At 40.8% G+C, this 25,912-nt stretch carries 21 protein-coding genes and 1 pseudogene; 10 read left to right on the plus strand and 12 right to left on the minus strand.

From position 1 onward, the window contains the following. The first annotated feature begins 596 nt into the window (after positions 1-596). The gene (locus V3595_RS26515; protein WP_485910779.1) at positions 597-1,355 is read left to right on the plus strand and encodes an alpha/beta hydrolase; all 759 of its coding nucleotides are present in this window, start codon (positions 597-599) and stop codon (positions 1,353-1,355) included. 80 nt (positions 1,356-1,435) lie between these two features. Further along, positions 1,436-1,606 carry a CsbD family protein gene (locus tag V3595_RS26520; RefSeq protein ID WP_098866101.1) on the plus strand — a complete coding sequence of 57 codons (171 nt, stop codon included), beginning with the start codon at positions 1,436-1,438 and terminating at the stop codon, positions 1,604-1,606. A gap of 105 nt (positions 1,607-1,711) precedes the next feature. Here V3595_RS26520 and V3595_RS26525 read toward each other — a convergent pair whose 3' ends face one another. The 5 genes from V3595_RS26525 to V3595_RS26545 form a co-directional block, all read right to left on the minus strand. Next, entirely contained in the window at positions 1,712-2,854 is a 1,143-nt protein-coding gene (locus V3595_RS26525; RefSeq protein WP_485910781.1) for a PP2C family protein-serine/threonine phosphatase, read from the minus strand. Between the two features lie 280 nt (positions 2,855-3,134). After that, positions 3,135-3,968: a CheR family methyltransferase gene (locus V3595_RS26530; protein ID WP_137019304.1), complete on the minus strand. Its 834-nt coding sequence runs from the start codon at positions 3,966-3,968 to the stop codon at positions 3,135-3,137. A 28-nt stretch (positions 3,969-3,996) separates the two neighbouring features. After that, the gene (locus tag V3595_RS26535; protein ID WP_485910783.1) at positions 3,997-6,798 is read right to left on the minus strand and encodes a response regulator; all 2,802 of its coding nucleotides are present in this window, start codon (positions 6,796-6,798) and stop codon (positions 3,997-3,999) included. 326 nt (positions 6,799-7,124) lie between these two features. After that, on the minus strand, positions 7,125-8,441 hold the full coding sequence (locus V3595_RS26540; protein ID WP_485910785.1) for a hemolysin family protein: 1,317 nt from the start codon (positions 8,439-8,441) through the stop codon (positions 7,125-7,127). A 171-nt stretch (positions 8,442-8,612) separates the two neighbouring features. Next, the gene (locus V3595_RS26545) at positions 8,613-9,044 is read right to left on the minus strand and encodes a MerR family transcriptional regulator (RefSeq protein WP_485910787.1); all 432 of its coding nucleotides are present in this window, start codon (positions 9,042-9,044) and stop codon (positions 8,613-8,615) included. A gap of 727 nt (positions 9,045-9,771) precedes the next feature. Here V3595_RS26545 and V3595_RS26550 point away from each other — a divergent pair. Continuing rightward, a complete protein-coding gene (locus tag V3595_RS26550; protein WP_137019300.1) occupies positions 9,772-10,197 on the plus strand; it encodes a DUF4395 domain-containing protein in 426 nt (141 codons plus the stop codon). Between the two features lie 42 nt (positions 10,198-10,239). Here V3595_RS26550 and V3595_RS26555 read toward each other — a convergent pair whose 3' ends face one another. The 4 genes from V3595_RS26555 to V3595_RS26570 all read right to left on the minus strand — a co-directional run bounded on the left by V3595_RS26555 (position 10,240) and on the right by V3595_RS26570 (position 14,882). After that, a complete protein-coding gene (locus V3595_RS26555) occupies positions 10,240-11,994 on the minus strand; it encodes an FTR1 family iron permease (RefSeq protein WP_485910789.1) in 1,755 nt (584 codons plus the stop codon). A gap of 86 nt (positions 11,995-12,080) precedes the next feature. Next, complete coding sequence (gene efeB / locus V3595_RS26560) at positions 12,081-13,367, minus strand: iron uptake transporter deferrochelatase/peroxidase subunit (RefSeq protein WP_485910791.1); 1,287 nt, start codon at positions 13,365-13,367, stop codon at positions 12,081-12,083. After that, positions 13,368-14,213, minus strand: a complete 846-nt coding sequence (gene efeO, locus V3595_RS26565) for an iron uptake system protein EfeO (protein ID WP_485910793.1) — start codon at positions 14,211-14,213, stop codon at positions 13,368-13,370. Positions 14,214-14,402: 189 nt separating this feature from the next. Continuing rightward, the gene (locus tag V3595_RS26570) at positions 14,403-14,882 is read right to left on the minus strand and encodes a MarR family winged helix-turn-helix transcriptional regulator (RefSeq protein WP_485910795.1); all 480 of its coding nucleotides are present in this window, start codon (positions 14,880-14,882) and stop codon (positions 14,403-14,405) included. 129 nt (positions 14,883-15,011) lie between these two features. Between V3595_RS26570 and V3595_RS26575 the strand changes: the two genes are divergently transcribed. Together V3595_RS26575 and V3595_RS26580 are read left to right on the plus strand one after the other, a co-directional pair. Then, entirely contained in the window at positions 15,012-16,526 is a 1,515-nt protein-coding gene (locus tag V3595_RS26575) for an MDR family MFS transporter (RefSeq protein WP_485910797.1), read from the plus strand. Between the two features lie 130 nt (positions 16,527-16,656). Beyond that, the gene (locus V3595_RS26580; protein WP_485910799.1) at positions 16,657-17,358 is read left to right on the plus strand and encodes an SGNH/GDSL hydrolase family protein; all 702 of its coding nucleotides are present in this window, start codon (positions 16,657-16,659) and stop codon (positions 17,356-17,358) included. Between the two features lie 41 nt (positions 17,359-17,399). Here V3595_RS26580 and def read toward each other — a convergent pair whose 3' ends face one another. Next, a complete protein-coding gene (gene def / locus V3595_RS26585; protein WP_230301983.1) occupies positions 17,400-17,978 on the minus strand; it encodes a peptide deformylase in 579 nt (192 codons plus the stop codon). A gap of 249 nt (positions 17,979-18,227) precedes the next feature. Between def and V3595_RS26590 the strand changes: the two genes are divergently transcribed. Continuing rightward, a complete protein-coding gene (locus V3595_RS26590) occupies positions 18,228-19,961 on the plus strand; it encodes an AAA family ATPase (RefSeq protein WP_485910801.1) in 1,734 nt (577 codons plus the stop codon). Between the two features lie 129 nt (positions 19,962-20,090). Here V3595_RS26590 and V3595_RS26595 read toward each other — a convergent pair whose 3' ends face one another. After that, on the minus strand, positions 20,091-20,291 hold the full coding sequence (locus V3595_RS26595) for a hypothetical protein (protein WP_485910803.1): 201 nt from the start codon (positions 20,289-20,291) through the stop codon (positions 20,091-20,093). 296 nt (positions 20,292-20,587) lie between these two features. Further along, the gene (locus V3595_RS26600; protein ID WP_485910829.1) at positions 20,588-21,442 is read right to left on the minus strand and encodes an alpha/beta hydrolase; all 855 of its coding nucleotides are present in this window, start codon (positions 21,440-21,442) and stop codon (positions 20,588-20,590) included. 496 nt (positions 21,443-21,938) lie between these two features. On the opposite strand from V3595_RS26600, the gene V3595_RS26605 reads away from it, so the two are divergent. The 4 genes and pseudogenes from V3595_RS26605 (at position 21,939) to V3595_RS26620 (ending at position 25,795) form a co-directional block, all read left to right on the plus strand. Further along, positions 21,939-22,913, plus strand: a complete 975-nt coding sequence (locus V3595_RS26605) for an iron-hydroxamate ABC transporter substrate-binding protein (RefSeq protein ID WP_485910805.1) — start codon at positions 21,939-21,941, stop codon at positions 22,911-22,913. A gap of 22 nt (positions 22,914-22,935) precedes the next feature. After that, positions 22,936-23,943, plus strand: a pseudogene (locus V3595_RS26610) (FecCD family ABC transporter permease). Then, complete coding sequence (locus tag V3595_RS26615; protein WP_485910807.1) at positions 23,936-24,958, plus strand: FecCD family ABC transporter permease; 1,023 nt, start codon at positions 23,936-23,938, stop codon at positions 24,956-24,958. Before V3595_RS26610 ends, V3595_RS26615 begins: the two are co-directional and overlap by 8 nt. A gap of 15 nt (positions 24,959-24,973) precedes the next feature. Beyond that, positions 24,974-25,795: an ABC transporter ATP-binding protein gene (locus V3595_RS26620; RefSeq protein WP_485910809.1), complete on the plus strand. Its 822-nt coding sequence runs from the start codon at positions 24,974-24,976 to the stop codon at positions 25,793-25,795. The last annotated feature ends 117 nt before the right edge of the window (positions 25,796-25,912 follow it).

Consider the following 25,912-nt stretch of genomic DNA (forward strand, 5'->3'; position numbering starts at 1 on the left):
GTGCTCACTTAAAATTTAACGTTGGCGCTTTGTTTTGTTCAGTTTTCAAAGAGCAATTTCACAATCGTTCTTGCGAACGGCTGTTTATTCATCATAACATCTTATTGATTAGTTGTCAACTTCTGCGAAGTTTTTAACTTATTTTAAATCGCTGTGTTTTTCAGCGACCATTTCATCTTATCATTTTCATAGTAAGAAGTCAATAGTTATTATTTCTTTCAGCAATCAGCCAAAAGCGATGAAGTTTTTCGTTTGTCTTAGTTGGTGCTTATTTATATTAATCCCATTTCAGTTTAAAGTCAACGCTTTTTTTCCTTTTCTTTTATTTATACCATACAACCGGTTATTAGCTTCTTCAGTTTTATCAGCAATGCCAAGACAGTACTTATATAATGGTAAGAATGGCAACACACACGGGATAGACCTAATAAGTATCTTTGTATCCTTTTTTTAATGCCTGTTAATAATGAAATTTGACATATAACCAAGTTGACTTCACAATTTTCATTATGCTATTATATAACCAAGTAAAATAATCGGAATAGTTAATTTTAATTTCATACAATAAAACATAGCTAATTAAAGGAGATGGGATTATGACAGCAGCAATGGTAATACCAGGTGCGGAATCTTTTTTCTTACCCGGCAATTCTATCGGCATTCTTATTTGCCATGGCTTTAACGGAACGCCACAAAGCGTAAGGTATTTAGGTGAAAAATTCGCCGCCAAAGGCTTTACTGTCTTCGCTCCTCGACTGGCGGGCCACGGGACGGATGAATATGAAATGGAAGCGAGTCATTATCAGGAATGGATACAAGATGTTGAAATGGCTTATGCAAAATTAAAACGAACCTGCACCCATGTATTCGCCATCGGACAATCAATGGGGGGTGCCCTTGTTCTCGATTTAGCGACAAAAGTGGCTTGTGCTGGAATTCTCACCATCAATGCCGCTCTCCAAGTTCCTGAATATGAAATATACCGTAACCAATCGGTTCCACGCTTCGTTCCTGAGGGCAAACCTGACATAAAAGACGATACAACTAAAGAAATCACATATGACCAGGTTCCGTTAAAAGCGATTAATCAATTGCTTGATATAATGGAACATGCCAGTCAAAAACTAATAGACGTTTCGTGCCCGATACTTATCTTCCATTCTCCAGAAGATCACGTTGTACCAGACTCTTGTTCCTACCAGATTTACGATACGGTCATGTCCGGGGATAAGGAGATGTCGCCCCTTGAAAATTCATATCATGTGGCCTCGTTGGATCATGACAAAGATCATATCATTGAACGGTCATATCAGTTCATTCAAAGGTTAAGTAAAAGGGCTATAATCGCTTCTTAAACTCCTTTCTCCATATAATTCAGGTTTACCCATACACTTCATGGGTATATACAGTATATAAAGAAAAAGGAGGTAACATAATGAGCGGTTTATCAGACAAAGTAAAAGGTGCTGTAAATAAAGTTAAAGGTGAAACGAAAGACCAAGTCGGAAACGCGAAAAATGATCCTCACTTACAAGCAGAAGGTAAAGTCGATAAATTAAAAGGCAATCTCCAAGATGGCATTGGTAAATTAAAAAATGACCGTTAACTGCAAATAGCCGAATATATGATTCACTCTCTTAACACATTCTCATTTCATATACCCCCCTTTTATAGAGAAGAGGCGGCAGATAACCTGCCGCCTCTTCCTTGTTCAATTTGCTTGAATAACAACAACACACATATCATCAGGTTGATCTTGCTGCATTTCCGGGGACATCAAAAAGTCGATAGGGGGAGATTCCTTACAATCGAACCATCTCGTCGAGACCGCTTCTTTTATTTGGTCGAGTCCTTCCGTCCCTTCTCGATCTATCGCTTCCATGACTCCATCCGTAAATAGCATGAGCTGAATCTTCTCTTCATAATGAATGACGGACTTCTCTATTTTCATTTCGGTGAAGAACCCAACAGGACATGTCCCTTTTGAAAGTGAGACCACTTTCCCATCGTCCATTAAAGCAAAGCCCGGAGGATGTCCGGCATTCACATATTCCACAGTCTTTTGCTCTGTATCAATGACCATATAAATCGCGGTAAAATAATAATGCACTGGATTATCTTCTTTATTAAGGGTACTCATCCAGCGATTCATTTCGTTTATTACTGCCACTGGATCCGTATGTATCCTGATGGCATCCCTCAATACGGAGGAAATGAACATGCACACAAGTGAGGCGGATATGCCATGCCCCATCATATCCAGCAGGATGATCCCATACCGACTTTCATCGATGCGGTGCCAATAGTACATATCCCCTGCCAATTTATTCGCAGGTAAGTATGATGCCCTTATAGTTAAGTGGTCATTTATAATGGGTTCACTTAATAAACCGCTTTGAACCTGCATGGAAAGATCCAATTCATTGCGGATTTTTTCATCCTGCATTTTATGCCAATCTTTTTCATATTTAAGTCTTAACCCCACGCGAATCCTCGCAAGTAAATCTATTTTATTGATAGGCTTCATTATATAATCAATTCCGCCAACATCAAGTGCCTCGGCAACCTTGTTTGAATCTTCAAGGGCGGTCACAAAAATTACGGGTATATCTCTAAGGTGAGGAATGCTTTGAAGTCTCCTGCACGCCTCTATCCCATCGATCTCCGGCATCATGATATCGAGCAGAATGATATCAACTGAAGTCTCTTTAGGTTGCGGACTATCCACCTGTAAATATTCAAACATCTCAACAGCTGAAGTTAATGATAGAAAATCCGTATAGCCAGCTCGTTTTAGAATTTTCTCTATAACGAAAAGGTTAACCTGGTTATCATCTACGATTAAAATCGTCATTCTTTCATTCCCCTTTTGGCTTATATCGAGCGGCAACATTTATCTTTTTTATATGGATCAGTACTTTCATAAAGCTCCCTTAATAGGGATTTTCCTATTATATTATAACGAAGTTCAGTCTCTTTTAATAATAATAAACCACGGCAGTTATTCTACATGGAGACCAACTCATTATTTATACCCCTTCTTTCAATACCTTAAACATAGAAATGAAAAAAAAACGAAAAATAATGCACTAAATTAAAAAGAAAGAGTCCGCTTATATGCGAACTCTTTCTTTTTACAATTTCCGATAAATTCGTTCCTTTGAATCAAAGTCCTCATAATCTTCCGAAAAGGATGATGTATGAAGTGTTTCCTTGCTGCCAACCGCAAGGAAGCCGTCTTTACAAAGGCTGTCATAAAACAACTGATTTACATAGGTCTGCAATTCACCGGTAAAGTAAATCATCACATTCCGGCACATGATGATATGAAACTCATTGAACGAACCATCAGTAACTAAATTATGCTGGAAAAACACAATGTTTTTAAGGAGATTCGAATCAAGATAAGCATTTTGATAATCGGTTGTATAATACTCCGAAAATTCCTGGTTGCCTCCAGCTTGCAAATAGTTTTTCGTATAAGACTGCATTCTATTTAAAGGCAATATTCCTTTTTCCGCATGACGGAGGACTTCATCATTCATATCAGTGGCATAAATCCTCGCCTTATCATAAAGTCCTTCTTCCTTGAGGATGATCGCCATGGAAAAGGCTTCTTCACCGGTTGAACATCCCGCGTGCCAAATTCTGATTTCAGGAAGTTTTTTCAGGAGCGGTACAATATTTAAACGAAAGGCTTTAAAGAAATCCGGATCTCGAAACATTTCAGTGACATTTATTGAAAAATCTCTCAATAGCTTCTCGACATACCCTTTTTCATATAAAACCATTTCAATCATTCCGCTGATCCTGCGAACATGGTCCAGTCTCATTCTATTTTCAACTCTTCTTTTTATTGAAGAACGCATATATTTGCGAAAGTCAAAGCCCGAAACGGAATAAATGGCCTCTAACAATAATTCGATTTCCAAGTCTTCTCTTTCTTCAATCGTTAAAGTATCCTTCATGAAAAACCTTCCTTACCCGTACTATCAATCAATTAGTCAGCCATACCCTTAGGACGGATAGCAGCTGATCCAATTTTAAAGGCTTGCTGACATAATCGGAAGCGCCGGCCTTCAAGCACTTTTCCCTGTCGCCTTTCATCGCTTTCGCAGTTAGCGCGATGATTGGAAGATCCTCGAACTTACTTTGCTCGCGAATTCTGGTCATCGTTTCGTATCCGTCCATGCCTGGCATCATGATATCCATCAAAATAACATCTATATTATTTCCTTTTTCAAGGAGTTCCAAACATTCATAGCCGTTTTCAGCTGTAAGGATTTCCATCCCCTCATGCTTCAGCGCATTTTTCAGAGCAAATATATTACGGTGATCATCATCGACGACCAGTACTGTTTTATTGCAGAATGGTTTGGCCTTATCCCGATCTTCTTCATCCACTATAACTACATCCGGTTCTCCCTGACCGTCAAAAGGCGCGGCAGAATCATCGTGGTTGGCTGCTGCCACTTCTGGAGAAGCAGCCATTGCTTCGCCGACATTTTTGAAGCCCTCTGGCATGCTTGGAATAAAGAAAGTAAAGGTACTGCCTTGCCCTTCCTCACTATCTACAATGACCCAGCCTCCCAGAAGTTTGGCGAACTCCCGGCAAATCGATAGACCTAGTCCTGTACCGCCATATTTTCTCATTGTAGCTCCGTCACCTTGCTGGAACGCTTCAAAGATAAGTTTTTGCTTCTCTTTCGAAATTCCGATGCCCGTATCCGTCACCTTAATTTCAACCCAATTGCTAGCTCCTTTTGTCTGTATCCATTGTGCTACATTTTCTTCATCAGCTTTTTTGATTTGGACAGACACAGAACCTTTTTCCGTGAATTTAAATGCATTGGATAATAGGTTTTTCAAAATTTGCTGGAAGCGCTGTTCATCCGTAAAAAAAATATCCGGAACGTTTTTACTTTTTTCTATTATAAAGTCAATGTTCTTTTTCTTCGCTACATGATCGAAATTACGGTGCAATTGCTCTGGAAGCTCACTCAAATTCATTTCGTCAAAGACCACTTCAAGCTTTCCGACTTCGACTTTCGATAAATCCAAAATGTCATTGATCAACGTTAATAAATCCTGACCTGATGAGTTAATGACACGAGCGAATTCCTGTTGCTCTTCATTTAATTTACTATCATTCGGATCTGAAAGCATTTCTGATAAAATCAGGATACTATTGAGCGGTGTCCGCAATTCATGGGACATATTTGCCATGAACTCGGATTTATATTTGGAACTTAACTTTAATTCTTCCGCTTGTTTTTCAAGATTCAGTTTTGCGACTTGAAGCTCTTTCGACTTTTCTTCAGTTTCACGATTTCTTTCTTCTAATTGTTCATTGATCATTCGCAATTCTTCAGCCTGTGTTTGCAGTTCCTCCGATTGGGCTTGCATTTCCTCTGACTGTGATTGCAATTCTTCCGATTGAGCCTGTAACTCTTCGGTCTGAGCCTGTGATTCTTTCAATAAACGCTCTATTTCCATCCGGCCCTCTACATTATTAATCGTGATGCCAAGAGTATCAAGAACCTGGTTCAGGAAAGTTTTTTGCAGCTTCGTAAATGCCTCCAAACTCGCCAGTTCAACCATTGCGACCACTTCATCCTCAAAAACGACCGGCGCAATGACAATGCTTTTCGGGTTGACTTCCCCCAATCCTGTCGTAACCACTTGAAAATCTTCAGGGATATCTTCAATGACTTTCGATTTTTTTTCAAGGGCGCATTGTCCGATCAAACCTTCACCGAGACGGAATTCACGTCTGCCTGAATCTTCGCCATCTCCCGCAAAGCTGGCAAGCTTCACAAAACGCATATCCACGCCCTCGCCCCGTTTGACATAAAAAGCTCCAATTGAAGCTCCCATCATCGGTGCAAGTCTTGTAATGAACCGGTCAGCCAGAACTTCCACATCAACAATGCGCTGATACATCGTAGCTATATCTGCAACACGGGTCTGGATCCAGTTCTGTTCACTGATCTTTTCGGTGAAATCTTTCTCTTTTTGATTATAGATTTCAAGCGATCCCGCCATTTCGTTGAACGATCTCGCTATATCACCAATTTCATCAGTAGTCCGAACCGGAACTCTTGGTATGACCGATAAATTTTTATAATCGATATTTTTGATGACCTTCGTAATCGATTGCAGATCTTTCGATGTACTGCGGATCATCCAAACAACCGTTACGGAAATAACCAAAATGCTGAGAATAACCGCAAAAATTACAAAACCGATCATATCTTCATAGGTTTGTTTCGAATTGTTTAAGGTATCGTTCATGACACCTTCTTGGTAATCCTTAAATTCATCCATCGTACTGATGACTTTCGTTCGTTTTTCCCTTTGGTCCTCCATCAGGCTTGAAAGATCATCCGAAGAGGTTCCCGATTTTATCTTTTGGATGATTTCAGCCTCCGTTATGGAGTAAGAAGCATATTGAGTCTCGAACTCTTTCAATAATTGCTTTGCTTTCGCCTTATTTAACGAACCTGATAACCCGGCAATTTTTGATTCAATCAAACTATGATTCTCATTGATGATTTCGAGGCTCTCTGCTCTTTCTTCTTTGTTTGCATCATTAGCTGCAAACAGGATCTCACGGTCCGACCTGGAAAAAAGCTGACGGATTTCCATCGAAGCTGAAACTTTTTCATAGCGATTTTCAACTATTTCAGTCATGTTGCTCTTTAAATTGTTAAGCGTAACCATCATGAAAGAAAGTAAAATAGCCAAGAAAAGCAAGATCAAACCAAATCCCAACATTTGCTTCTTCTTAAAACCCATTTTTCCGCCCACCTTCAATACTTATTTATACCAGCTCGCGATAAACGGCTTTGCAAAATAAATCTTAATACTATCATTAGTATTACTTTTGATGAATTTTCCTTATATTCTTTGAAACTCTAAAATGATATATAGATAGATTCATTGCTCAAAGTCAATTTTAACATTTTCCAAGCTTAAATTGTTATCTACTGTGTTATTTTAAATGAATTCATTTTCCAATTAAGTAACAGTCTGCCTTGACCATTGTTATAAACACCGAATAGACTTATTCTTACATAATAAAAGCCGAAAGTTTCCACTTTCGGCTTTGTTGTAATCCTGTTTTATTTAATCTTCTTCACTTCAACATATAAAACATGATGACCGTCCATTTCCTTTACAGTAAATTCATATCCGGCGTATTCGATTTTATCCCCGACAGCAATCTCGAATCTGCCTGTCAGGAACCATCCTCCCAATGTATCGATATCTTCCTCTGGCAAATTGATTGCAAGGGTATCATTGACATCTTCAACCAATGTTTTTGCGTCGAATACATAATGCCCCTCATCAATCTTTTGAATGAGCGGACGTTCATCCTGGTCAAATTCATCACGGATTTCCCCGACGATTTCTTCAAGTATGTCTTCAACCGTAACAAGACCGGCAGTTCCGCCATATTCATCAGTCAAAACAGCCATATGGATCCGTTCCTTCTGCATTTTCAGCAGCAGATCATGAATGGCGATCGTTTCAAGAACACGGATAATGGGTGTTACAAATGAATCCACCGTCAAAGCTGTTACATTATCTTCTGTAATCGTCGCTGTATAAAGTCGCTTGATATTGACCATTCCCACGACATTATCTTTATCACCGTCTATGACCGGATACCTAGTGTATTGTTCTTCCTGAATCAGTTCAACTACTTCCAATAATGGCATGCCCTTTTCGATAACGGTCATTTCCGTACGCGGAACCATGATTTCATTGGCAATGCGCTCATCAAATTCAAATATCTGATTGACATATTTGTATTCCGATTGATTGATCTCACCGCTTTTATAGCTTTCCGATAAAATGATGCGCAGCTCTTCTTCGGAATGGGCCATTTCGGACTCAGATGCAGGCTTTAAACCGAACATGCCCGTCAGGAGACGTGCAGAACCATTCAGTAACCAAATGAATGGGTACAAAATGCGGTAAAAGAGAATTAACGGCTTTGCAAATAGCAAGGTTACCTCTTCTGCCTTTTGAATCGCAACCGTTTTCGGTGCGAGTTCGCCGACAACAACATGAAGGAATGTTACAGAACCGAAGGCGATCAGGAACGAGATGATGTGACTTACGGACTCCTCTAATCCCCATTTAGTGAACAATGGTTTTAAGATCGCCTCGACCGTCGGTTCACCCAATACCCCTAAACCTAAGGCGGTTACCGTAATCCCCAATTGACAGGCAGATAAGTACTCATCGATATGTGATGTCACTTTCTTGGCTGCAAGGGCATTTCTATGCCCTTCCTCAATCAACTGATTGATTCGGGAACTTCTGACTTTCACGATTGCAAATTCCGATGCAACGAAAAATGCGGTTAATGCTATCAATACAGCTACTGCTAATAATTTTATAAATATCTCCAATATGTGCGGGTTCGCCATATTGTGCCCATCCTTCTGACCTTCGGATTAGACATGTACGGCTAAATCCCAAGCACCTCCTGTATAAATGGTTATTTTCGTTTCAAAAAGCGATTTTTGCCTTATCAAAACCATTTAGCCTATATCGTTAATATGCACCTTTGTGCATAAAACTATAGGGATAAATTTTAATCATACCAGCAACACTAGCAATGATTGGATTAAGGCCATGCTTTCGCGGGATATCTGTTTTTTTATAAGAAGCTCACTTTTTCCGTCCTTTTCAATCAAGCTGATGAATTCCTGAAGTTCCTCGTTCAGGCCATCCATTTTATTCTTGAGTTGAAGACCTTTTTCCTCAATTGCTGATGCGGCTTCCTTATCCTTCTTAAGTAATTCTTTAATATCTTCCAATGAAAGGTTTTCTCTTTTGTATCCCTCGATACGGCGAAGCCTTTCAATTTCACCGACTGAATAATAACGGTAATTAGAGGCGGAACGTTCTGCTTTAAGCAAGCCTAGGTTCGTATAATAATCTACAGTTCGTTTCGTAACATTCGCCATTTCCGCCAACTCGCCAATTTTTAAAGTCTCGTTCCCAACATAACCCCTCCTAACCGTCACGTGATGGTTTGACAAACTGAAAGTATGTCTTTTCCTCCATGACGTTTTATTCTATTCCCTAATCGTACATTATTTTAATTGAAATGAAAAATATTTATTACCCTCTTTACCCTTCATTGGAAAAACAAAAACCGATTAATTGAATAATCGGTTCAGACTGTAGACAAACTTGATATTAATTAAGATTGCCTACATTTTTTTGAGAGTGTATAAAATATGAACGCTGATTGGAACTAGGGCACTCGCTTTCCGCGGGCGGTCCGGGAGCCTCCTCGGCTTGCGCCTGCGGGGTCTCCCTTGGACACGCTTTTCCCGCAGGAGTCTCGAACACCCGCTCCAATCAACTTTGTTTAAAAATTAAGATGGAACCCCTTTTGTCTACAAACTCAAACCGACTAATGGTTTAATTTATGATCTATTCCACGGGATTTTATTTTTTTGTTTTAACTGAGAATTGATTGCTCAATATCTTAGGACCGCATTGGCAAAGGGCAGAATGCTTTAGCTTTTTTATTGGTGTTCCGCATGTTCCACAAACTTTTGCTATCATTTACTGTCCTCCTCACTTTATTTGCTTGTTATACATATTATACTACTTTCGTAATGATAATCAATACTAAATTAAAATTATTATAAATAAGGTTTTGTCTTTATTTTGTTCGACTTCACAAGTGTTTAAAATAAAGATAAAATATAAATAAAACATATCAGGAAGGTTGGTATTAGTATGACGAGTGAAATTCGTTCCATTCCCCGTCCTTTAGTACGAACGAATCAATGGGTCATTTTGTTAAGCGTAGCCACCGCCTTATTAACGGGACAAATGTGGATATTAGTGATTCCTTTAACTGCAGGACTTTTAGGTCTTCTCTTTAATTTCAATCCAGTGATGCGTCTAGCCAAGCTCTTTCTTAAAAAGAAACCCTCCGATTATATTCCTGAAGATCATTCACAGCAACAATTCAACCAAGCCATAGCTGTCGTTTGCTTAGGACTTGGATTCATATCTTTTTTGCTGGGTTGGAATGTTACCGGTTATATATTCACCTTGATGGTCGGATTGGCTTCTCTCATAGCCATCCTTGGATTCTGCATCGGCTGCTTTATCCTTTATCAATGGAAGCAATATTCCTATCGCCGATCTATTCGCTAATACCATACATAAATGGGACTGACATGCGTCAGTCCCATTATATTATTCAGTTGTACGTAAGGAATTACTCTTTTTGACCCAAATGGTGGCCAATGCAATCAGCAAAATTAATACAGCTTGCGGCACCAGCGTCTCCATTGTTGGATAAAGACCTATCGTTTCTATAAACGGGAAGGAGCTGATCGTATTTGTCTGTATCATTTGCGATACCTGAAGCGAATGGATGGAGACTCCAAGAATCTTGAAAGCCAAGGCATATATGAGTATCGTTGCCACTTTAAAGAATAGGGTCATCGGTAATTTCACACTATAGCGCAGCATGACGAAACCTATTATCACCAATACGAGGAAGGCAAGGAAAATACCGCTCAGCAGCTGCTTTAATTCCATATAAGGAGCCATTCCAGCATAAAAGATAATGGTCTCGGCACCTTCACGGAATATGGATAGAAAACTGATTAAAGCGAAAGAGATGATGCTTCCCGTCGCAATGGCTTGGTTCATTTGCTTGTCGATATACCGGTTCCATGCATGGACATTCGATTTACTATGAAGCCAAAGACCAATTGTCAACATCATCAATACTGCTATAATCCCTGTGATTCCCTCAATATATTCCCGGCTTGACGCAGCCGTGATCTGAGAGAAAACGATATTAATTATGACCGCCAATATGGAACTGGCAACTAAACCCGCACCAACCCCTGTCCAAATCCATTTTTGTTTGTCCGCTTGCCCGATTTTCTTTAGGAAAGACAATAATGTAGCTACAATCAAGAGTGCTTCCAGCCCTTCCCGTAAAAGGATCAGCGCGGCATCCCATGTTGTATAACCCGTATCATCAATTAAAGGGAGTAACCTTGTGTTTAAATCGGATACGATTTCCTTCGCTTCCTCCGCCTTTACCTTTTTCGACTGCAAAAGGCTGATAGCGGTAGGGACTTTCGTTTCCATATCGCTGTAAAGCTTGCTGTCCCTTGTGGAAACCTCCCCTTCGACATTAGGCCAAATTGTTAAAATTTCATTTAGCTGATCAACGGCGGAATCGATGTCATCCTTTTCAATATCCGTTGCACTTCCTTGTAAAAGTTGCGTTACATCCCCAAGTGAATAGGTATTCTTCTGGCTCCCTTCTTCAACTTTACCAGCAAGGAAATCCTCGATTAGACCCTTCAATTCAGTTAGATTTTTTTTGGCTTTTTCCGCATCAGGCGGGTCTTGGGTAACCGCTATTCGTACAAAGGCCATTTTCGTTTCAATTTCACCATATGTAGCTACACTTTTCTCCCTGACAATGACCTCTGCTTCGGTCCATTGATTCAGGAGATCGGTATATTGAACTTTAGCTTGATCAAAGTCACCTTCAGTTATCGAAGCGTCCAACTCACCTATTAAAGGAAGTATCGCTTCTAACCGTTCTTTATAGTCCGTCTTATCAACAGGGTTTTCCTTGGTATCATAAATAACAAGAGTACTTGATAATGCCGATAATCGCTTCTTGATTTCATCTGTGGAGGCTTGGCCGCTCACAGCAGTTTTTACGGCAGATAGTCGCTCGTCGACTTTCCTCGCACTTTCGCTTTCCGTTTTGATCGTTTTCCAATCTTTCTCGAATAGATCGATATTTTTCGATACTTCCTCAAGGTTTCCGGATTTTACCTTCATTAGGCTATCGCCAATATAAACAAAAAGCTGATCATGATTTTCACCCGCCGAAACCATCCTTATATCTGTCGAAAGAAATAAAAGGCTGACTACTAAAACCAATATCCCACTCTTCCATTTAGAAACGGTCATACTGGTCCCTCCTTATTCATGAACTAAAATCGCCAACTGGATAATATCCATGCTGGCGATTTTCACGTCCTCATTTGAGATTTTATTTATCCAAAAAGGGAATCCCCAATATAGCCACCCTTTTTCACACCTGGTAAACAAGCGAATATGGCACTGCCCCTGTGAACGATATATTCGTTGAGCTTATCATTTTTCGCCAGTCGCTCTTGTATGGGAATGAATTGTTTACTTGGAGTTCGCTGAAAACAAATGAATAGCAAGCCTGCATTGAAGCTCCCTGTTTTAGGATCCATTCCATCTGCATATGAATATGGACGCCGCAATATCTTTGCTTTTCCGCCCCCCCTGGAGAGACTCATATGCGAATCTTCCGGAATGATCCGATTTCCATTTGGATCTTTAGCTTCGAGGTCCACGGTATCGAACTCATTCTTCATCCCTAGTGGAGCTCCACTGTCACGATGACGGCCAAACGTATTTTCTTGTTCTTTCAATATTGTCCGGTCCCAAACTTCAATGTACATCTGGATTCGGCGCACCACCATATAACTTCCTCCAACTAGCCAGTCAGGACCGTCCTCACCCTTCACCCAAACAAGCTCATTCATTTCATTGTCATTATTCGTATCCGGATTGACAGTCCCATCCTTAAACCCGAAAAGGTTACGAGGTGTCGTTTTTTGTGAATCGGCTTGCTTAGTCCGTTGAAAACCTGTTTGTGCCCAATGAATGATCGTTTTCCCTCTTCCGATCCTCACTAAGTTCCGGACGGCATGAAAAGCCACTTGGAGATCATCTGCACATGCTTGAATACAAATATCCCCACCGCTCCATTCTTCTTCTAAAGCATCTAAAGGGAATTGAGGCAGATCCTTTAATTCTGCAGGCCTTTTCGATTTCAAACCAAATCGATCTTTGCCATCCTTTGAAAACAGGGTCGGACCCACTCCAAAAGTGATCGTTAAATTGGAGGGCGATAATTCTTTCGCTTCCCCCGTATCCTTTGGGGGCATATTCGTATTAAGGGATGCTTCACCAATCAAATTCCCCTCAGTCATCTGAGCCGCAGCCTCTGTCCAATCCTTAAATAACTGGATTAGGTCTGACCTTTTATCTGTGGTTACTTCCAATGATGTGAAGTAAAGGTTATCTTGCGCCTCAGTGGTGATACCGGCTTGATGCGCTCCATAAAAAGGAATGATATCCTTAGTTCGTCCCTTTGCCTTTTGTTCAGAAAGTGTCAGCAGCCCGCCAAATCCAGATGCTCCTATCACGACTCCGATTCCACCGACTCCTGCCGTTTTCAACATATTTCGACGACTCACTTTTTTTGTAAAAAGTCCGGTTTCATCTTTCGGCGTATGTTCTTTCAATTAAGATTCCTCCGTTACAATCCCGATTTGCGAAAGTGGTTCAGCCAATGCATCAATTGCTTGACTTAACTCTTTGACTTCAGATTCCTTTAAATCCGTATATGAGATGTAGCCATCCCCTTCTTTATGCTTTTCAAGCAAGCCGTATACATCGTCAAAACGTTGTTGGATTTCCGCAGCAAGCTTCGCATCCTTTTCTTTCAGCGCTGGAGTAAGCAGTTCATAGATCTTTTCTGCACCTTCAACATTTGCAACGAAATCATACAGGTCGGTATGGGAGTATCGGTCTTCTTCTCCTGTCACTTTACTCGTGGAAACTTCATTCAATAAATCCACCGCACCCGTGATCAACAAATCAGGTGTTACCTCAACCGTTTCAACTTTGGCTCGAAGCAAATTGACGTCACTCATTAATTGTTCTGCATACTTTTCGTAGCCCTTCGTTGTATTTTCTTGCCATAACCCCATCTCAATCCGGTGGTAACCGCCCCATTCTTCATCTTTGACATCCCCTTCACGCGCATCGATTTTGGGATCAAGATCGCCAAAAACTTCTGCGATTGGTTCCGCTCTTTCATAATGCATGCGGGCTGGTGCATATAATTCCTTCGCCTTTTCAATATCACCGGCAGATACGGCCGTAGTGAATTCTTCCGTTGCGTTTACGAACTCTTCTATTTCACCAATGGCATATTCCCGGTACTCGCTAGATACATCATCAAGCTTACTCGCACTCACTTCTTTGGCATTATCATCTGCCGGTTCAGTTCCTTCCTTTTCCTGCGCACAGCCAAATAATAGGCTGGTTGATAGTAAGACCGCTAATGACGCCTTTGCTTTTTTCATAGTGTATTCTCCCTTTGAAATGATTTGTAGATTCATATTAGCAGATAATGAAAATCATTATCAATATATATTTTAATGGAAACGTGACATTGTTCATTCTCTTTTAAATAAATTTCACTCTACACCTTTAATTATTGATAAGAAGCTACCAGCTGGCTAAAAATAAAAAAGGCAGCCTACATACACCGGCTACCTTTCCCGCTCACTCATTAATTTGTCATTTTCTTTGTCCATGATTTTTGTGATATCCTCAACAAATTGATTGATCAATTTTAGCTCTTGTTCATTATAAGATGAACATAACTCCTTGGTGGCCATAGAAAGCGATTGATAGTGCGATTTAATCTGTTCCTGCCTTTCGGGTATCGGTGCAATCATTACCCGTCTTCCGTCCAATTGATCTCGTTCTCTTTTAACATAACCGGATTTCTCAAGGCGATTGATCAGTGCCGTAACCGATCCCGTGCTCAATCCTGTAATTTTGGATAATTCACCGGCAGTAATCGGTCCCGTTTCATTCAATATTTCAGCACTCTTTAAGTCCGTATGGGATACCCCTATTTTTTGGGCCATATTTTGTTGAAATAATACGGATCTCATTCCATACCGCTGTAATCTGTGAGTTAAACTCTCTAACAGAGCTGCATTCACCCTATTATCACTTGACATAAAATGCCACCCCTTTTACACTTAAATTTATCTTGATTTTCAAGATAAATGTTTTGTTTCATCTTAACGTTTACCCTTCAACCATGTAAAGGAAAATCATGAGCTGGTTGATACGAAGGAGGAAAATAAATGAACGCTCAAAAAAAACAAAAATTCATTGTTGCCGGTTTACTATTGGGTATCTTGATGTCGGCAATGGATAATACAATTGTTGCGACTGCAATGGGAACGATCGTTTCTGATTTAGGCGGATTCGATAAGTTTGTATGGGTGACATCTGCCTATATGGTCGCCACGATGGCAAGTATGCCGATATTCGGTAAGCTTTCCGATATGTATGGAAGAAAGAGGTTTTTTATTTTTGGACTTATAGTCTTTTTAATCGGCTCCGCATTATGTGGCATGGCCCAGAGCATAGTCCAGTTAAGTATCTTCCGTGCAATCCAAGGGATCGGCGGAGGCGCTCTGATGCCTATAGCCTTTACGATCATTTTTGATATTTTCCCACCTGAAAAACGGGGAAAATTAACTGGCCTTTTCGGTGCTGTGTTTGGGGCATCAAGCGTATTGGGACCACTTTTAGGCGCTTATATTACTGAATACTCCAGCTGGCACTGGATTTTCTACGTCAATGTTCCGATTGGGATCATTTCTTTATTTTTCATCTGGAATTACTACAAGGAGTCACCTAACACCCAAGAGCAAAAAATTGATTGGGGTGGCGCAGCAACACTCGTCATTGCCGTTATCAGCTTAATGTTCGCTCTCGAACTGGGCGGGGAGTATGGCTGGAGTTCCTCTCCCATCATAGGCCTGTTTGCCAGTTTTGTGGTTTTCTTCGTTTCATTTTTCTTTTTCGAAAAAAGGGCAAAAGATCCAATCATTTCATTATGGCTGTTTAAAAGGCGATTATTTGCCACTTCTCAGATCTTAGCCATTCTTTATGGCGGTACATTCATTATATTAACCGTCTATATCCCGATTTTCGTGCAGGCAGTTTACGGTGGTTCCGCAACAAATGCCGGATTGATCCTAACTCCCATGATGCTTGGTTCTGTATTCGGCAGTGCAGTTGGCGGGATATTCAATACAAAGACAAGTTTTCGCAACTTAATGACGGTTTCTGTCATCTGTTATTTTGCAGGAATGCTTCTATTAGGAACCATCACCCCTGATACCAGCAGGACTTTATTAACTTTGTACATGATTCTGACTGGATTTGGCATGGGCTTTTCCTTCTCCCTTTTGCCTATTGCGTCCATTCACAACTTGGAACCTAGATTCAGGGGGTCGGCCAACTCAACAAACTCATTCCTCCGTTCATTTGGGATGACACTCGGTGTAACGATTTATGGAGCGATTCAGACCAATGTATTCCAAAGTAAAATGACGGATGCATTTAAAGGAATGCAAGGAGGTCCTGATACAGCGGGATTAATGGAGGACCCACGTCAGCTCTTCCAATCGGAAGCACGTGCCGAGATTCCGGACTTTATCCTGGATAAAATCGTTCATGCGATGTCCGATTCGATTTCATTGATATTTACCTTGGCTCTCATTCCGATCGGTCTTGCAGCAATCACTGTATTCTTCATGGGAAAAACAAGAGTGGAAACACCTTCAAAAAAGGAATACTTACAATAAACAATAAAGCGCTGCATTTGCAGCGCTTTTTGTTATTTTCATCTCCCTTCTATATGGGAGGTAAAGATTGCCGAAAAATCATTCCACTACTAAAATATAAGTAACACATCCACATACCGAGGTGAGAAGTTTGAAGATCGTATGTTTTGGAGACAGTTTAACCAGGGGCATTTCTTATGTTAGGGGGCGCCTTCGTATCATTAAAGAAAATTATCCGAACTCCCTAGCTAAGCTAACAGAATCTTTGCCATTCGTGGAAGTTTTGAATAAAGGGGTTTTCAATGATAACTCCGACCTGTTGGTTAGCCGGATCGAGAAAGACGTCATGTCGGAAAATCCCGATATCGTATTAATAGAGGTCGGTGGAAACGACTGTAACTTCCATTGGGACGAAGTAGCCAAGAATCCTGAAGGTGACCATGAGCCTATCGTTCCAATCGAACGCTACCTGGAAAATATCACACAACTTGTCAAGCAGGTTCAGGACAAGCATGTAACACCTTTCCTTTTAACTCTCCCGCCACTTGATCCTGCCAGGTATTACAGATCCATCGCTGATAAGTTCGGTCATTCAATCGGGCATTTCGTTTCCCATGTCGGCGGGATTGAACATTGGCATGGGATGTATAATCGCCAATTGAAAAGCCTTGCAGAGGAACTAAGGGTGCCTTTGATCGATGTCCGTTCCTATATTAAATCCTCCGGCGACTTGGGTCGCTTGATTAGCGATGATGGCATCCACCTCACTTCAGAAGGGTACCAGCAAATGAGCCTGGCCATATTCAGTGATTTGCGGAAGCATCTGGAAGAGGAAATGCTTCCGCAGCCATAAAACAGTTAAAGGCAAAGCATGGCGCTTTGCCTTTTTGGGCCTTACAGACTTTTCACTTCCACGTTCTCCGGAAGCTTGAAAGGGTTTTCGGTGTTGATCCGGTCATAAAACATCATCCCGTTTAAATGATCTAACTCATGTTGAAAAACGATTGCAGCAAAGCCCTTCAGCCGCATCTCTATTTCCTCACCATTACCATCCACCGCTTTAATTTTAACCCGTTCATAACGCGGTACATAACCTTTAATATCACGGTCGACAGAAAGGCAGCCTTCACTTTGCGGTAAATAAATCATTGTGGCCGAATGACTGATGATTTTCGGATTTACAAGGGCATATTCAAACAGCTTCCCCTTTTCGTCGGGAAAATACATGACGAACATGCGTTTATTCAAGCCTATCTGATTTGCAGACAACCCAACTCCTTCACGCAAGTTGAACTTCTTTTGGAGTTTTGGATCCTGGCTATTTTTCAGGTATTGCATCATGCATTCCAACGTTTCACGATCTTCATCCGAAATCGGCAGGCTAACTTCATCCGTTACCTGACGCAGAATGGGATCCCCTTCTCTAACGATATCCTTCATCGTAATCATATAGTCTTTTATAAATTTACTCATAGAACTTCACACTCTTCTACCATTTTATTTTTTCATGACTTAGACCATTTCACTTTAGCATTTCGCTTTTAAAAAGTCTAATATGCTGGTTAGATTAAATATTTCTAAATTCCGGACTCTTTAAACTTCCATAATAAATATTATTTCTTGCATTTCACATTATTTACCTTTAATTTAAGGTATAAAGACCTATAGATTACATGTTTAAAAATTTTATACTGGATATATACTCTTAAAGGAGATGAAAAATTGAACTCGAACTCTAAATTAGTTTCGAAATTGCTGCCGTTCCTTACGGCTCTCATTGTGATAATTGCTGGAGTCAGTTGGTATGTTGTTACTCAGTCAAAGGATATGGTCATTCCCTTTTCTTCGGTAGAAAAGACGATTAAAGCCCAAAATGGAGCCCTTGTCACCATTGAAGAAAAAAGAAATGGCACTCTTCACATCTCCACACCAGATGGAGAATATGTTTCCAATATTCCTCCCAACAGTCAAATGATCAATAAACTTGTCGAAACTTATAACGTTCAATATTCTTTTTCATCAACTAATAAATCTGCATTATGGATTTTAGTCGGATTAATGGCGGCTCTCGTCACAACCGGTGTCATAATACAGAAAAAATCAAAGAATGGATTGCGGATCGGCAGTAAAAAACAAAGCCTTTCCACTCCAAAGCCCCTGCCAGAGATAACTTTGGATGATGTAGGCGGTTTACAATCCGAAATCAAACAGGAAATCCTACAGACACTCACTACACTAAAGGAACCTGAACGTTCAGCTAAAATTGGAATTAAGCCGCCTCAAGGCATTTTATTATATGGCCCCCCTGGAACGGGGAAAACGCTGCTTGCACAGGCAATTGCAAAAGAGCTTGGTGCAAACTTCTTCTCAACGAGCGGTTCAGCCTTCAACGAAATGTTTGTTGGAGTCGGTGCAGCCCGTGTCCGCAGCCTTTTCCAAAATGCACGTAAGCAATCGCCAGCTGTCATTTTCATCGATGAAGTGGACGCGTTGGCTGGTAAAAGGAAAGCTCATGGCGGGGAAGAAGGCGAAAAGACGTTAACTGAACTGCTTGTGCAATTGGATGGAGGCCATCCAAATGAAGGCATTTTATTCATTGCAGCAACCAACCGGAAAGATATGCTCGATGAGGCATTTCTACGTCCGGGCAGGATCGATTTCTCTTTCCAAGTTCCACTTCCAGATACACAAGGAAGAAAGGAAATCATCAATATCCATACGAAGGGTAAGCGTCTGGCGACAGATGTCCTTGCTTCCCTGGATGAGTTGGCTGAAAGTACATCCGGTTTCTCCGGTGCTGACTTAAGCTCCCTGTTCGATACTGCATCACGTCATGCCCTGAGGAATGAACAGGATATGATTCGTAAACAGGATCTTGATTACGCCATTGACCGCACGATACTCGGAGCGACATCACGTACCTTGAATGATGTGGATACGAAACGGCGCGTAGCCATCCATGAAAGTGGACATGCCCTGATTGCAGCTTTGACAAAGCCCGGTTCCGTTCGAAAGGCGACCATCATTCCGCGTGGGGAAGCCCTTGGGTATGTAGCGCCAATACCTAAAGAACTCCATCTGGCAACAGCCAGTGAATTGCTTGATCAAGTCAAAATGATTTTAGCTGGCGGCGTGGCGGAAAGAATGTATTTAGGAGAACATAGCATCGGTGTAGGCGGAGATGTGCAGCAGGCGAAACATCTACTTGAACAAATGGTCGATACCGGAATGCTTCAAGATGGATTTACCCTCACCTTTAATAAAGGCGAGAAGGAGCAAAAGATGCAGGAATTATTCACGAAAGCGATTTCTGAAACGGAAATGTTGATTGACTCGAATCGCCTACAGTATGAAGAGCTTGTTGAAGAGTTATTGAAAAAAGAGACACTTGAGGGATCTGAAGTTCAGCGTATCGTTGATGCAGCAGAAATAACCAGCATATGCTCGAATGCATAACGTGTTTAAAAGACTAATATTATGTTTAGAGCCTGTTCGAATCGAACAGGCTCTTTTTTATATATGGTAGTGAGCCGCAAAGCCAATCTTTAATTAATATTATGTAGGAGGTCACTGGCAAAATCACAGTTATCCGCTTCTCACCTGTTTTACATCAAGGGATTTAGCCATATGCTGTTTCGGTATCTTGGCCTTAAAATCATCCTTTTTCAAACGCATCGCAAATAATAGGGCTATGACGAGCAAAGCCACAGAACCGAGGAGACCAAATTGATAGGAGGTTAAACTAACATGCTGCTCCCCATTCGTTCCTATCGAGCTAGTGCCCACTGCCCCCAGAATGCTGGCTAGGATGGCTACACCAATGGCTGAGCCAATCCGGTTTTGGCCACTTTCACCAATATCAACTCGGCTTCGATGGGAAACGGTTGGTCATCAGTTATTGTCCTCCTTCATAATTTTTTCAAATTCTTGATAGTGAATGTTTGTTAGCAATCTCCTAGCCAATTTCAGCAAGCAGCATTTTCAACTAATAATGATAATCATTATCAACTATAATCTATAGGTAATGATATATATTTATAACTTAATGGTCAAGTGCCCTCCACGGATTTACTGAGAAAGACCTATTTCTTACCAGGCACATTTCTCTTCAAAGCAAAACGCAAGGCCCTGTTAATCAAAGGCAGCAAAACTGAAAGATGCCCTTCCTCTTCAAACTCCTTGAATTGAACATTCACTCCGCTATCCTTTAAGGATAATCGTTTTGATAATTCCAAAGCATTTTCGTTCATACCGCTTTTATGGGAGCCCTCCAGTTCCCCCACGCCAAGCAATAAGGAAATATCACCATTTCCTTGATTCAATCGGGAAAGAAACCTATCCTCCTCCTCACGGAACCACTTTTTGTTCCAATGGAGAGATGGGCTCCCAGCTATATATGTTTGGAACGCATACGGATTTTCAAAAAGAACATATAAAGCGAAAAGACCGCCAAGGGAATGCCCGAAAAGCGTTTGGCTATTGTAATCGACCTTATACCTTTTACCGATTTCCGGTTTTAAATCGTCTTCTATGAATTTCAGAAAGTTTTCCGCCCCTCCATGTGAAGGCCATGGACTTCCGTCTGGTCTTACAGGTAACTCACTAACCGCAACGGGCAGAGTGAAATCATAATAACGTTCAGAAGAAAATGGTGCATTGGTGGCATATCCAATACCCACAATGATGGCGGGAACCACGCCTGACTTTTCCGGCCGGCGCGATTGCAATCGTACCGCCTCAACCATCGTTCCAAATACAGAATTGGCATCCAGCAAATAAATGACCGGATATCCCGAGGGTGGCGGCTCTTCCAATGGCTTTGATACAAAGATTTGGTATTCACGTTCCCCGGTACTCGAATGCATGAGAAAGTGTTGAGTTCCTTTGATCGTAACCTCTGTACTGGCAGTAGTTTTGTCCATTACGCTTTTGTCCATTTTTTTATGCATCATCTAAATGAATTCCCCCAACCTCTAATACTCGTAATCTTATTCATTGTTTACTTCTCAAATAGCTCTTTTAATATCAGCCTAATTTAAAAGAATGTAATTGAGAAAAGATTACCATGATATTGATAATGATAATCTTTCTCAATCAATACATCAACCATACACCGATAATTTTTTCCTATCATTTTACAAAAAGGAGCTTTCCCTCCCCTTTCCCCCCTGATTTTCAAAGCCTTTTTGACATACCAAAAACATTACTATGGAAAATTATTCTTGAAATAATAGAAAATTAAATATATATTTAATAACATGTGAAAATGATAATGATAATCGTTATCATTAACGCGGGTCATTATGTTAAGCTATTGTTAATTTCACCGGCAAAGGAAGTGAAAATAGATTTTTAACCAATAAGGATTTGTTTTTCGATCCTATGAAGCAGCGATAAATGATATTTAATATATTCAAAAAGGGGAATCGACTAATGAAAAAGCAATTATTCGTACTTGGAATGGCAACAGTATTCAGTTTAGGACTTGGAGCTTGCGGTAATGCCGAAAAGACTTCCGAGGATGCTTCACAGAAGAGCAAAGTGACAGATACGGCGAAAAAAGAAGCAAAGACCCAAACCGTCACATATCTGGATAAGGAGTATACAATCCCAGGCAAAGTCACCAGTATCGCCACTGCTAGTTTGGAATCAATGGAGGATGCAGCCATATTAGGGATTAAACCTTCGGGTGTTGTTACTGTAGGTGGAGAAATACCTGAATATTTGGCTAAAGACCTCGAAGGTGCTAAGTCGATCGGTGAAAAAATGCAGCCGAACTATGAAACTCTTCTTGGGATGAAACCTGATGTGATCATGTGGTCTTCTAAATCTCCAGCTAATGTGACGGAACAATTGGAAAAAGTGGCGCCAACATTCCCTTATTCACATATTTCGACAAATTGGGAAGACAACCTGCGGTTAATGGCCAGCCTTGCCGGTAAAAAAGATCAAGCTGAAAAAATCATCACAACCTATAATGATGACGCCGCAAAAGCAAAACTTGAAATTGGTGAAAAACTGAAGGATAAAAAGGCTTTAGTAGTGAGAATCCGGAATGGCAGCCTATTCCTATATCCTGAGGATGTATATTTCAACCCAGTAATTTATAAAGATCTAGGTTTGACTGTCCCTGAAGAAATTAAGCCTATTAAAGCACAAGAAATGATTTCATTAGAAAAATTTGCAGAACTGGACCCAGATTATGTCTTCTTACAATTCTCGGAAAGTGAAAATGCACAAAAACCGGAAGCGTTAAAAGATTTGGAAAACAACTCCATTTGGAAGAGTATCACGGCAGTAAAAGACAATAAAGTGTTTGTAAACTCGGTTGATCCTCTTGCTCAAGGTGGAACGGCTTGGAGTAAAATAGCTTTCCTGAAGGCTGCAACGGAAGAATTAGCTAAATAAACAGTAAGGTGCGTTGATTGATATGGCAAAAACAAATTCATTACCAATAATAATTCTTTGTATGGCACCTCTATTGATTTGCTTCTCCATCGTATTATCGATTTTATATGGTGCCAAAAATATAGATTCCATAACGGTATGGAATGCCATTTTCCACTATGACTCTAGTAACGTTGACCATACGATCATTATGGCTTCTCGCTTGCCTAGAGTTTTGGGTGCCCTTCTCGTCGGGGCATTTTTAGCCATATCAGGAGCACTCATGCAGGGGATGACAAGAAATTATCTTGCATCCCCTTCAATCATGGGAGTGACGGATGGCTCTGCGTTCGTAATTACACTTTGTATGGTATTTGCTCCAGGTATGTCTTCATTCCAAATGATCCTCTTTTCCATGTTAGGTTCTGCATTGGGAGCCGGAATTGTCTTTGGTTTTGGGTCGCTGCTTCCAAATGGATTATCACCCGTTCGATTAGCCATAATCGGAACAGTGATCGGGACATTTTTAAGCAGTATATCTGCTGCCATAGCATCCTATTTCCAAATTTCCCAGAATGTAAGTTTTTGGTACAACTCGAGGTTGCACCAGATCGATCCCAATATACTAAAATTGGCGATACCGTGTGGAATGGTGGGAATCACCCTCGCCCTATTCATCTCAAAATCCATTACGATATTATCTTTAGGCGAAGAAATTTCCATCAATTTAGGTTAGCGCACAAAAATAGTAAAAGCTGTGTCCCTCCTTTCCGTCATCTGCTTAACGGGAATCGCAGTGGCGCTTGTAGGGAAAATCGGTTTTGTTGGACTTATCATCCCCCACATCACCCGGTTTTTAATTGGGATCGATTATAAGTGGATCGTTCCATGTGCAGGGGTAATCGGTGCGGTTTTTCTAGCTCTTTGCGATGTCTTGAGCCGGTTTGTTAATTATCCATTCGAAACCCCCATAGGAGTCGTTACTTCCCTGATCGGCATTCCTTTCTTCCTGTACTTAATTAGAACGAGAGGAGGAGAAAAGAATGGATAAGAATACTCGGTGGCGCTTCACCGTCACGATGACCATCATTTTATGTTTAATCGTTATTACAAGTTATTTTAGTTTGATATCCGGTACATTCGACATGACCGTCAAAGCTGTCCTTCAGACCTTATTCAGGGTGAATCCAGTTTCCGATTTTGATTTGGTCATCTTTGATTTCAGGCTCCCCCGCATTGTGATCGCCGGTTTGGTGGGAGTGAGCTTAGGAATTGCAGGGACTGTCATTCAAGGGGTTACGAAAAATGGCTTGGCCGATTCCGGTATTCTCGGTATTAATGCCGGTGCTGGTACGGCCATTGTCATTTTCATGTTTTTCTATCAAGGTCAAAACAGCGGCTCGGACTGGTTCTCCATTATGAGTTTTCCGCTATTCGGTTTGGTGGGCGGGCTTTTGGCAGCCCTATTGATTTTCCTTTTCTCTTGGAAGAACGGCACCCTGGACATGGGCCGCCTTTTACTGACCGGAATCGCCATAGGCTCGGCATTTGGTGCCCTTTCCTTATATTTATCATTAAAAATGAAATCAACCGAATTTGAAATGGCAACGGTTTGGCTTTCAGGAACGATATATGATGCGAACTGGAAATACATCGCATCCATGTTACCATGGTTGATAGTCCTGATTCCGATTATTAAGAAAAAGGCGTATTTACTAGATTTGTATCAGTTGGAAGAATCGAGTGTTAAAAGTTTGGGGATTTCAGTAGAAAAGGAAACGATCATCCTTTTACTCTGCAGCATCGGATTGGTGGGCGCCTCCGTTTCCGTATCGGGAAATATCGGATTCGTAGGTTTAATGGCTCCCCACATAGCGAAGCACCTTGTAGGTATCCATCACAATCAGGTCATCCCAGTATCGGGAGCAATTGGCGCATTGCTGGTGATCGCATCCGACTTTATCGCAAAAACCGTTTTTGCACCGGCTGAATTGCCAGTTGGGATCATCATCTCAATTATTGGTGTCCCATATTTTCTTTATTTACTAATTAAAGCTAAAGCGTAGAAGGAGAGATGATCAGTGAGTATTCTCCGTATGGAAAATCTAGAAACGAATTACGAGAAATTCACGGTGTTCAAAGACTTGAACTTGGAAATAAAAGAAGGCCTAGTCACTACCATCATTGGTCCTAATGGCTGTGGTAAATCCACATTACTGAAAACGATAGGCCGCATTCTAAAACAAAAGAGCGGAAGCGTTTTTTTACAAGGTCAGGATTTACATAAGATCCATACGAAGCAGATTGCCAAGCACTTGGCACTACTTCCCCAAAACCCGGTTGCACCAGCCCAATTGAAGGTAGAGGAGCTTATTTCATATGGAAGGTATCCGCACCGCAATAATGTAAATAAATTAACGAAAGAAGATAAAGAAACGATTGAATGGGCCATGGATATCACCAAAACCCTTTCATTTAGAAACCGGGAGATCACAAATCTTTCCGGTGGTCAAAGACAAAAAGTTTGGCTGGCAATGGCTTTAGCACAGAAAACGGAGATTTTATTATTGGATGAGCCGACCACCTACCTTGATATGGCTCATCAACTAGAGGTTTTGCAAATAGTTGAAAAACTTAATAAAGAACAAAAAATAACAACTGTCATGGTGCTGCATGATATTAACCATGCGTCCCGGTTTTCACATGAGATCATAACGATGAAGGAAGGAGAAATCGTTAAAATCGGTACCCCCAGCGAAATCATTACACCTGCCGTTTTAGAAGAAGTCTTTCGTATTCATGCAAGGGTTATGATAGACCCTGCCAATGGGGCACCCGTTTGTTTTGGTTATGACAATTTATCACAGCAAGAAGTATATAAAGAAGCCTTTTCAACCAATTGAAAGGTGTGCTTCTAAAAGTGGTTCGGAAAACGTATATTTCATCAAATGATATTCCCGAATCAACTGACCCAAACCAACACCTCCAACTCCTCAGGTATGGTTTCTAAATTTTATAAC

It is taken from the genome of Bacillus sp. CFBP9009 (assembly GCF_036541465.1).
Taxonomy (GTDB): Bacteria; Bacillota; Bacilli; order Bacillales; family DSM-1321; genus Peribacillus.

Excerpts from the sequence above, each read along its gene's own strand:
- V3595_RS26615 (WP_485910807.1), top strand. The coding sequence starts at position 23,936 with ATGGATAAGAATACTCGGTGGCGCTTCACCGTCACGATGACCATCATT.
- V3595_RS26515 (WP_485910779.1), top strand. The coding sequence starts at position 597 with ATGACAGCAGCAATGGTAATACCAGGTGCGGAATCTTTTTTCTTACCC.
- V3595_RS26540 (WP_485910785.1), bottom strand. The coding sequence starts at position 8,441 with ATGGCGAACCCGCACATATTGGAGATATTTATAAAATTATTAGCAGTA.
- V3595_RS26600 (WP_485910829.1), bottom strand. The coding sequence starts at position 21,442 with ATGGACAAAAGCGTAATGGACAAAACTACTGCCAGTACAGAGGTTACG.
- V3595_RS26605 (WP_485910805.1), top strand. The coding sequence starts at position 21,939 with ATGAAAAAGCAATTATTCGTACTTGGAATGGCAACAGTATTCAGTTTA.
- V3595_RS26530 (WP_137019304.1), bottom strand. The coding sequence starts at position 3,968 with ATGAAGGATACTTTAACGATTGAAGAAAGAGAAGACTTGGAAATCGAA.
- V3595_RS26570 (WP_485910795.1), bottom strand. The coding sequence starts at position 14,882 with ATGTCAAGTGATAATAGGGTGAATGCAGCTCTGTTAGAGAGTTTAACT.
- V3595_RS26575 (WP_485910797.1), top strand. The coding sequence starts at position 15,012 with ATGAACGCTCAAAAAAAACAAAAATTCATTGTTGCCGGTTTACTATTG.
- def (WP_230301983.1), bottom strand. The coding sequence starts at position 17,978 with ATGAGTAAATTTATAAAAGACTATATGATTACGATGAAGGATATCGTT.
- V3595_RS26525 (WP_485910781.1), bottom strand. The coding sequence starts at position 2,854 with ATGACGATTTTAATCGTAGATGATAACCAGGTTAACCTTTTCGTTATA.
- efeO (WP_485910793.1), bottom strand. The coding sequence starts at position 14,213 with ATGAAAAAAGCAAAGGCGTCATTAGCGGTCTTACTATCAACCAGCCTA.
- V3595_RS26555 (WP_485910789.1), bottom strand. The coding sequence starts at position 11,994 with ATGACCGTTTCTAAATGGAAGAGTGGGATATTGGTTTTAGTAGTCAGC.
- V3595_RS26550 (WP_137019300.1), top strand. The coding sequence starts at position 9,772 with ATGACGAGTGAAATTCGTTCCATTCCCCGTCCTTTAGTACGAACGAAT.
- V3595_RS26535 (WP_485910783.1), bottom strand. The coding sequence starts at position 6,798 with ATGGGTTTTAAGAAGAAGCAAATGTTGGGATTTGGTTTGATCTTGCTT.
- V3595_RS26520 (WP_098866101.1), top strand. The coding sequence starts at position 1,436 with ATGAGCGGTTTATCAGACAAAGTAAAAGGTGCTGTAAATAAAGTTAAA.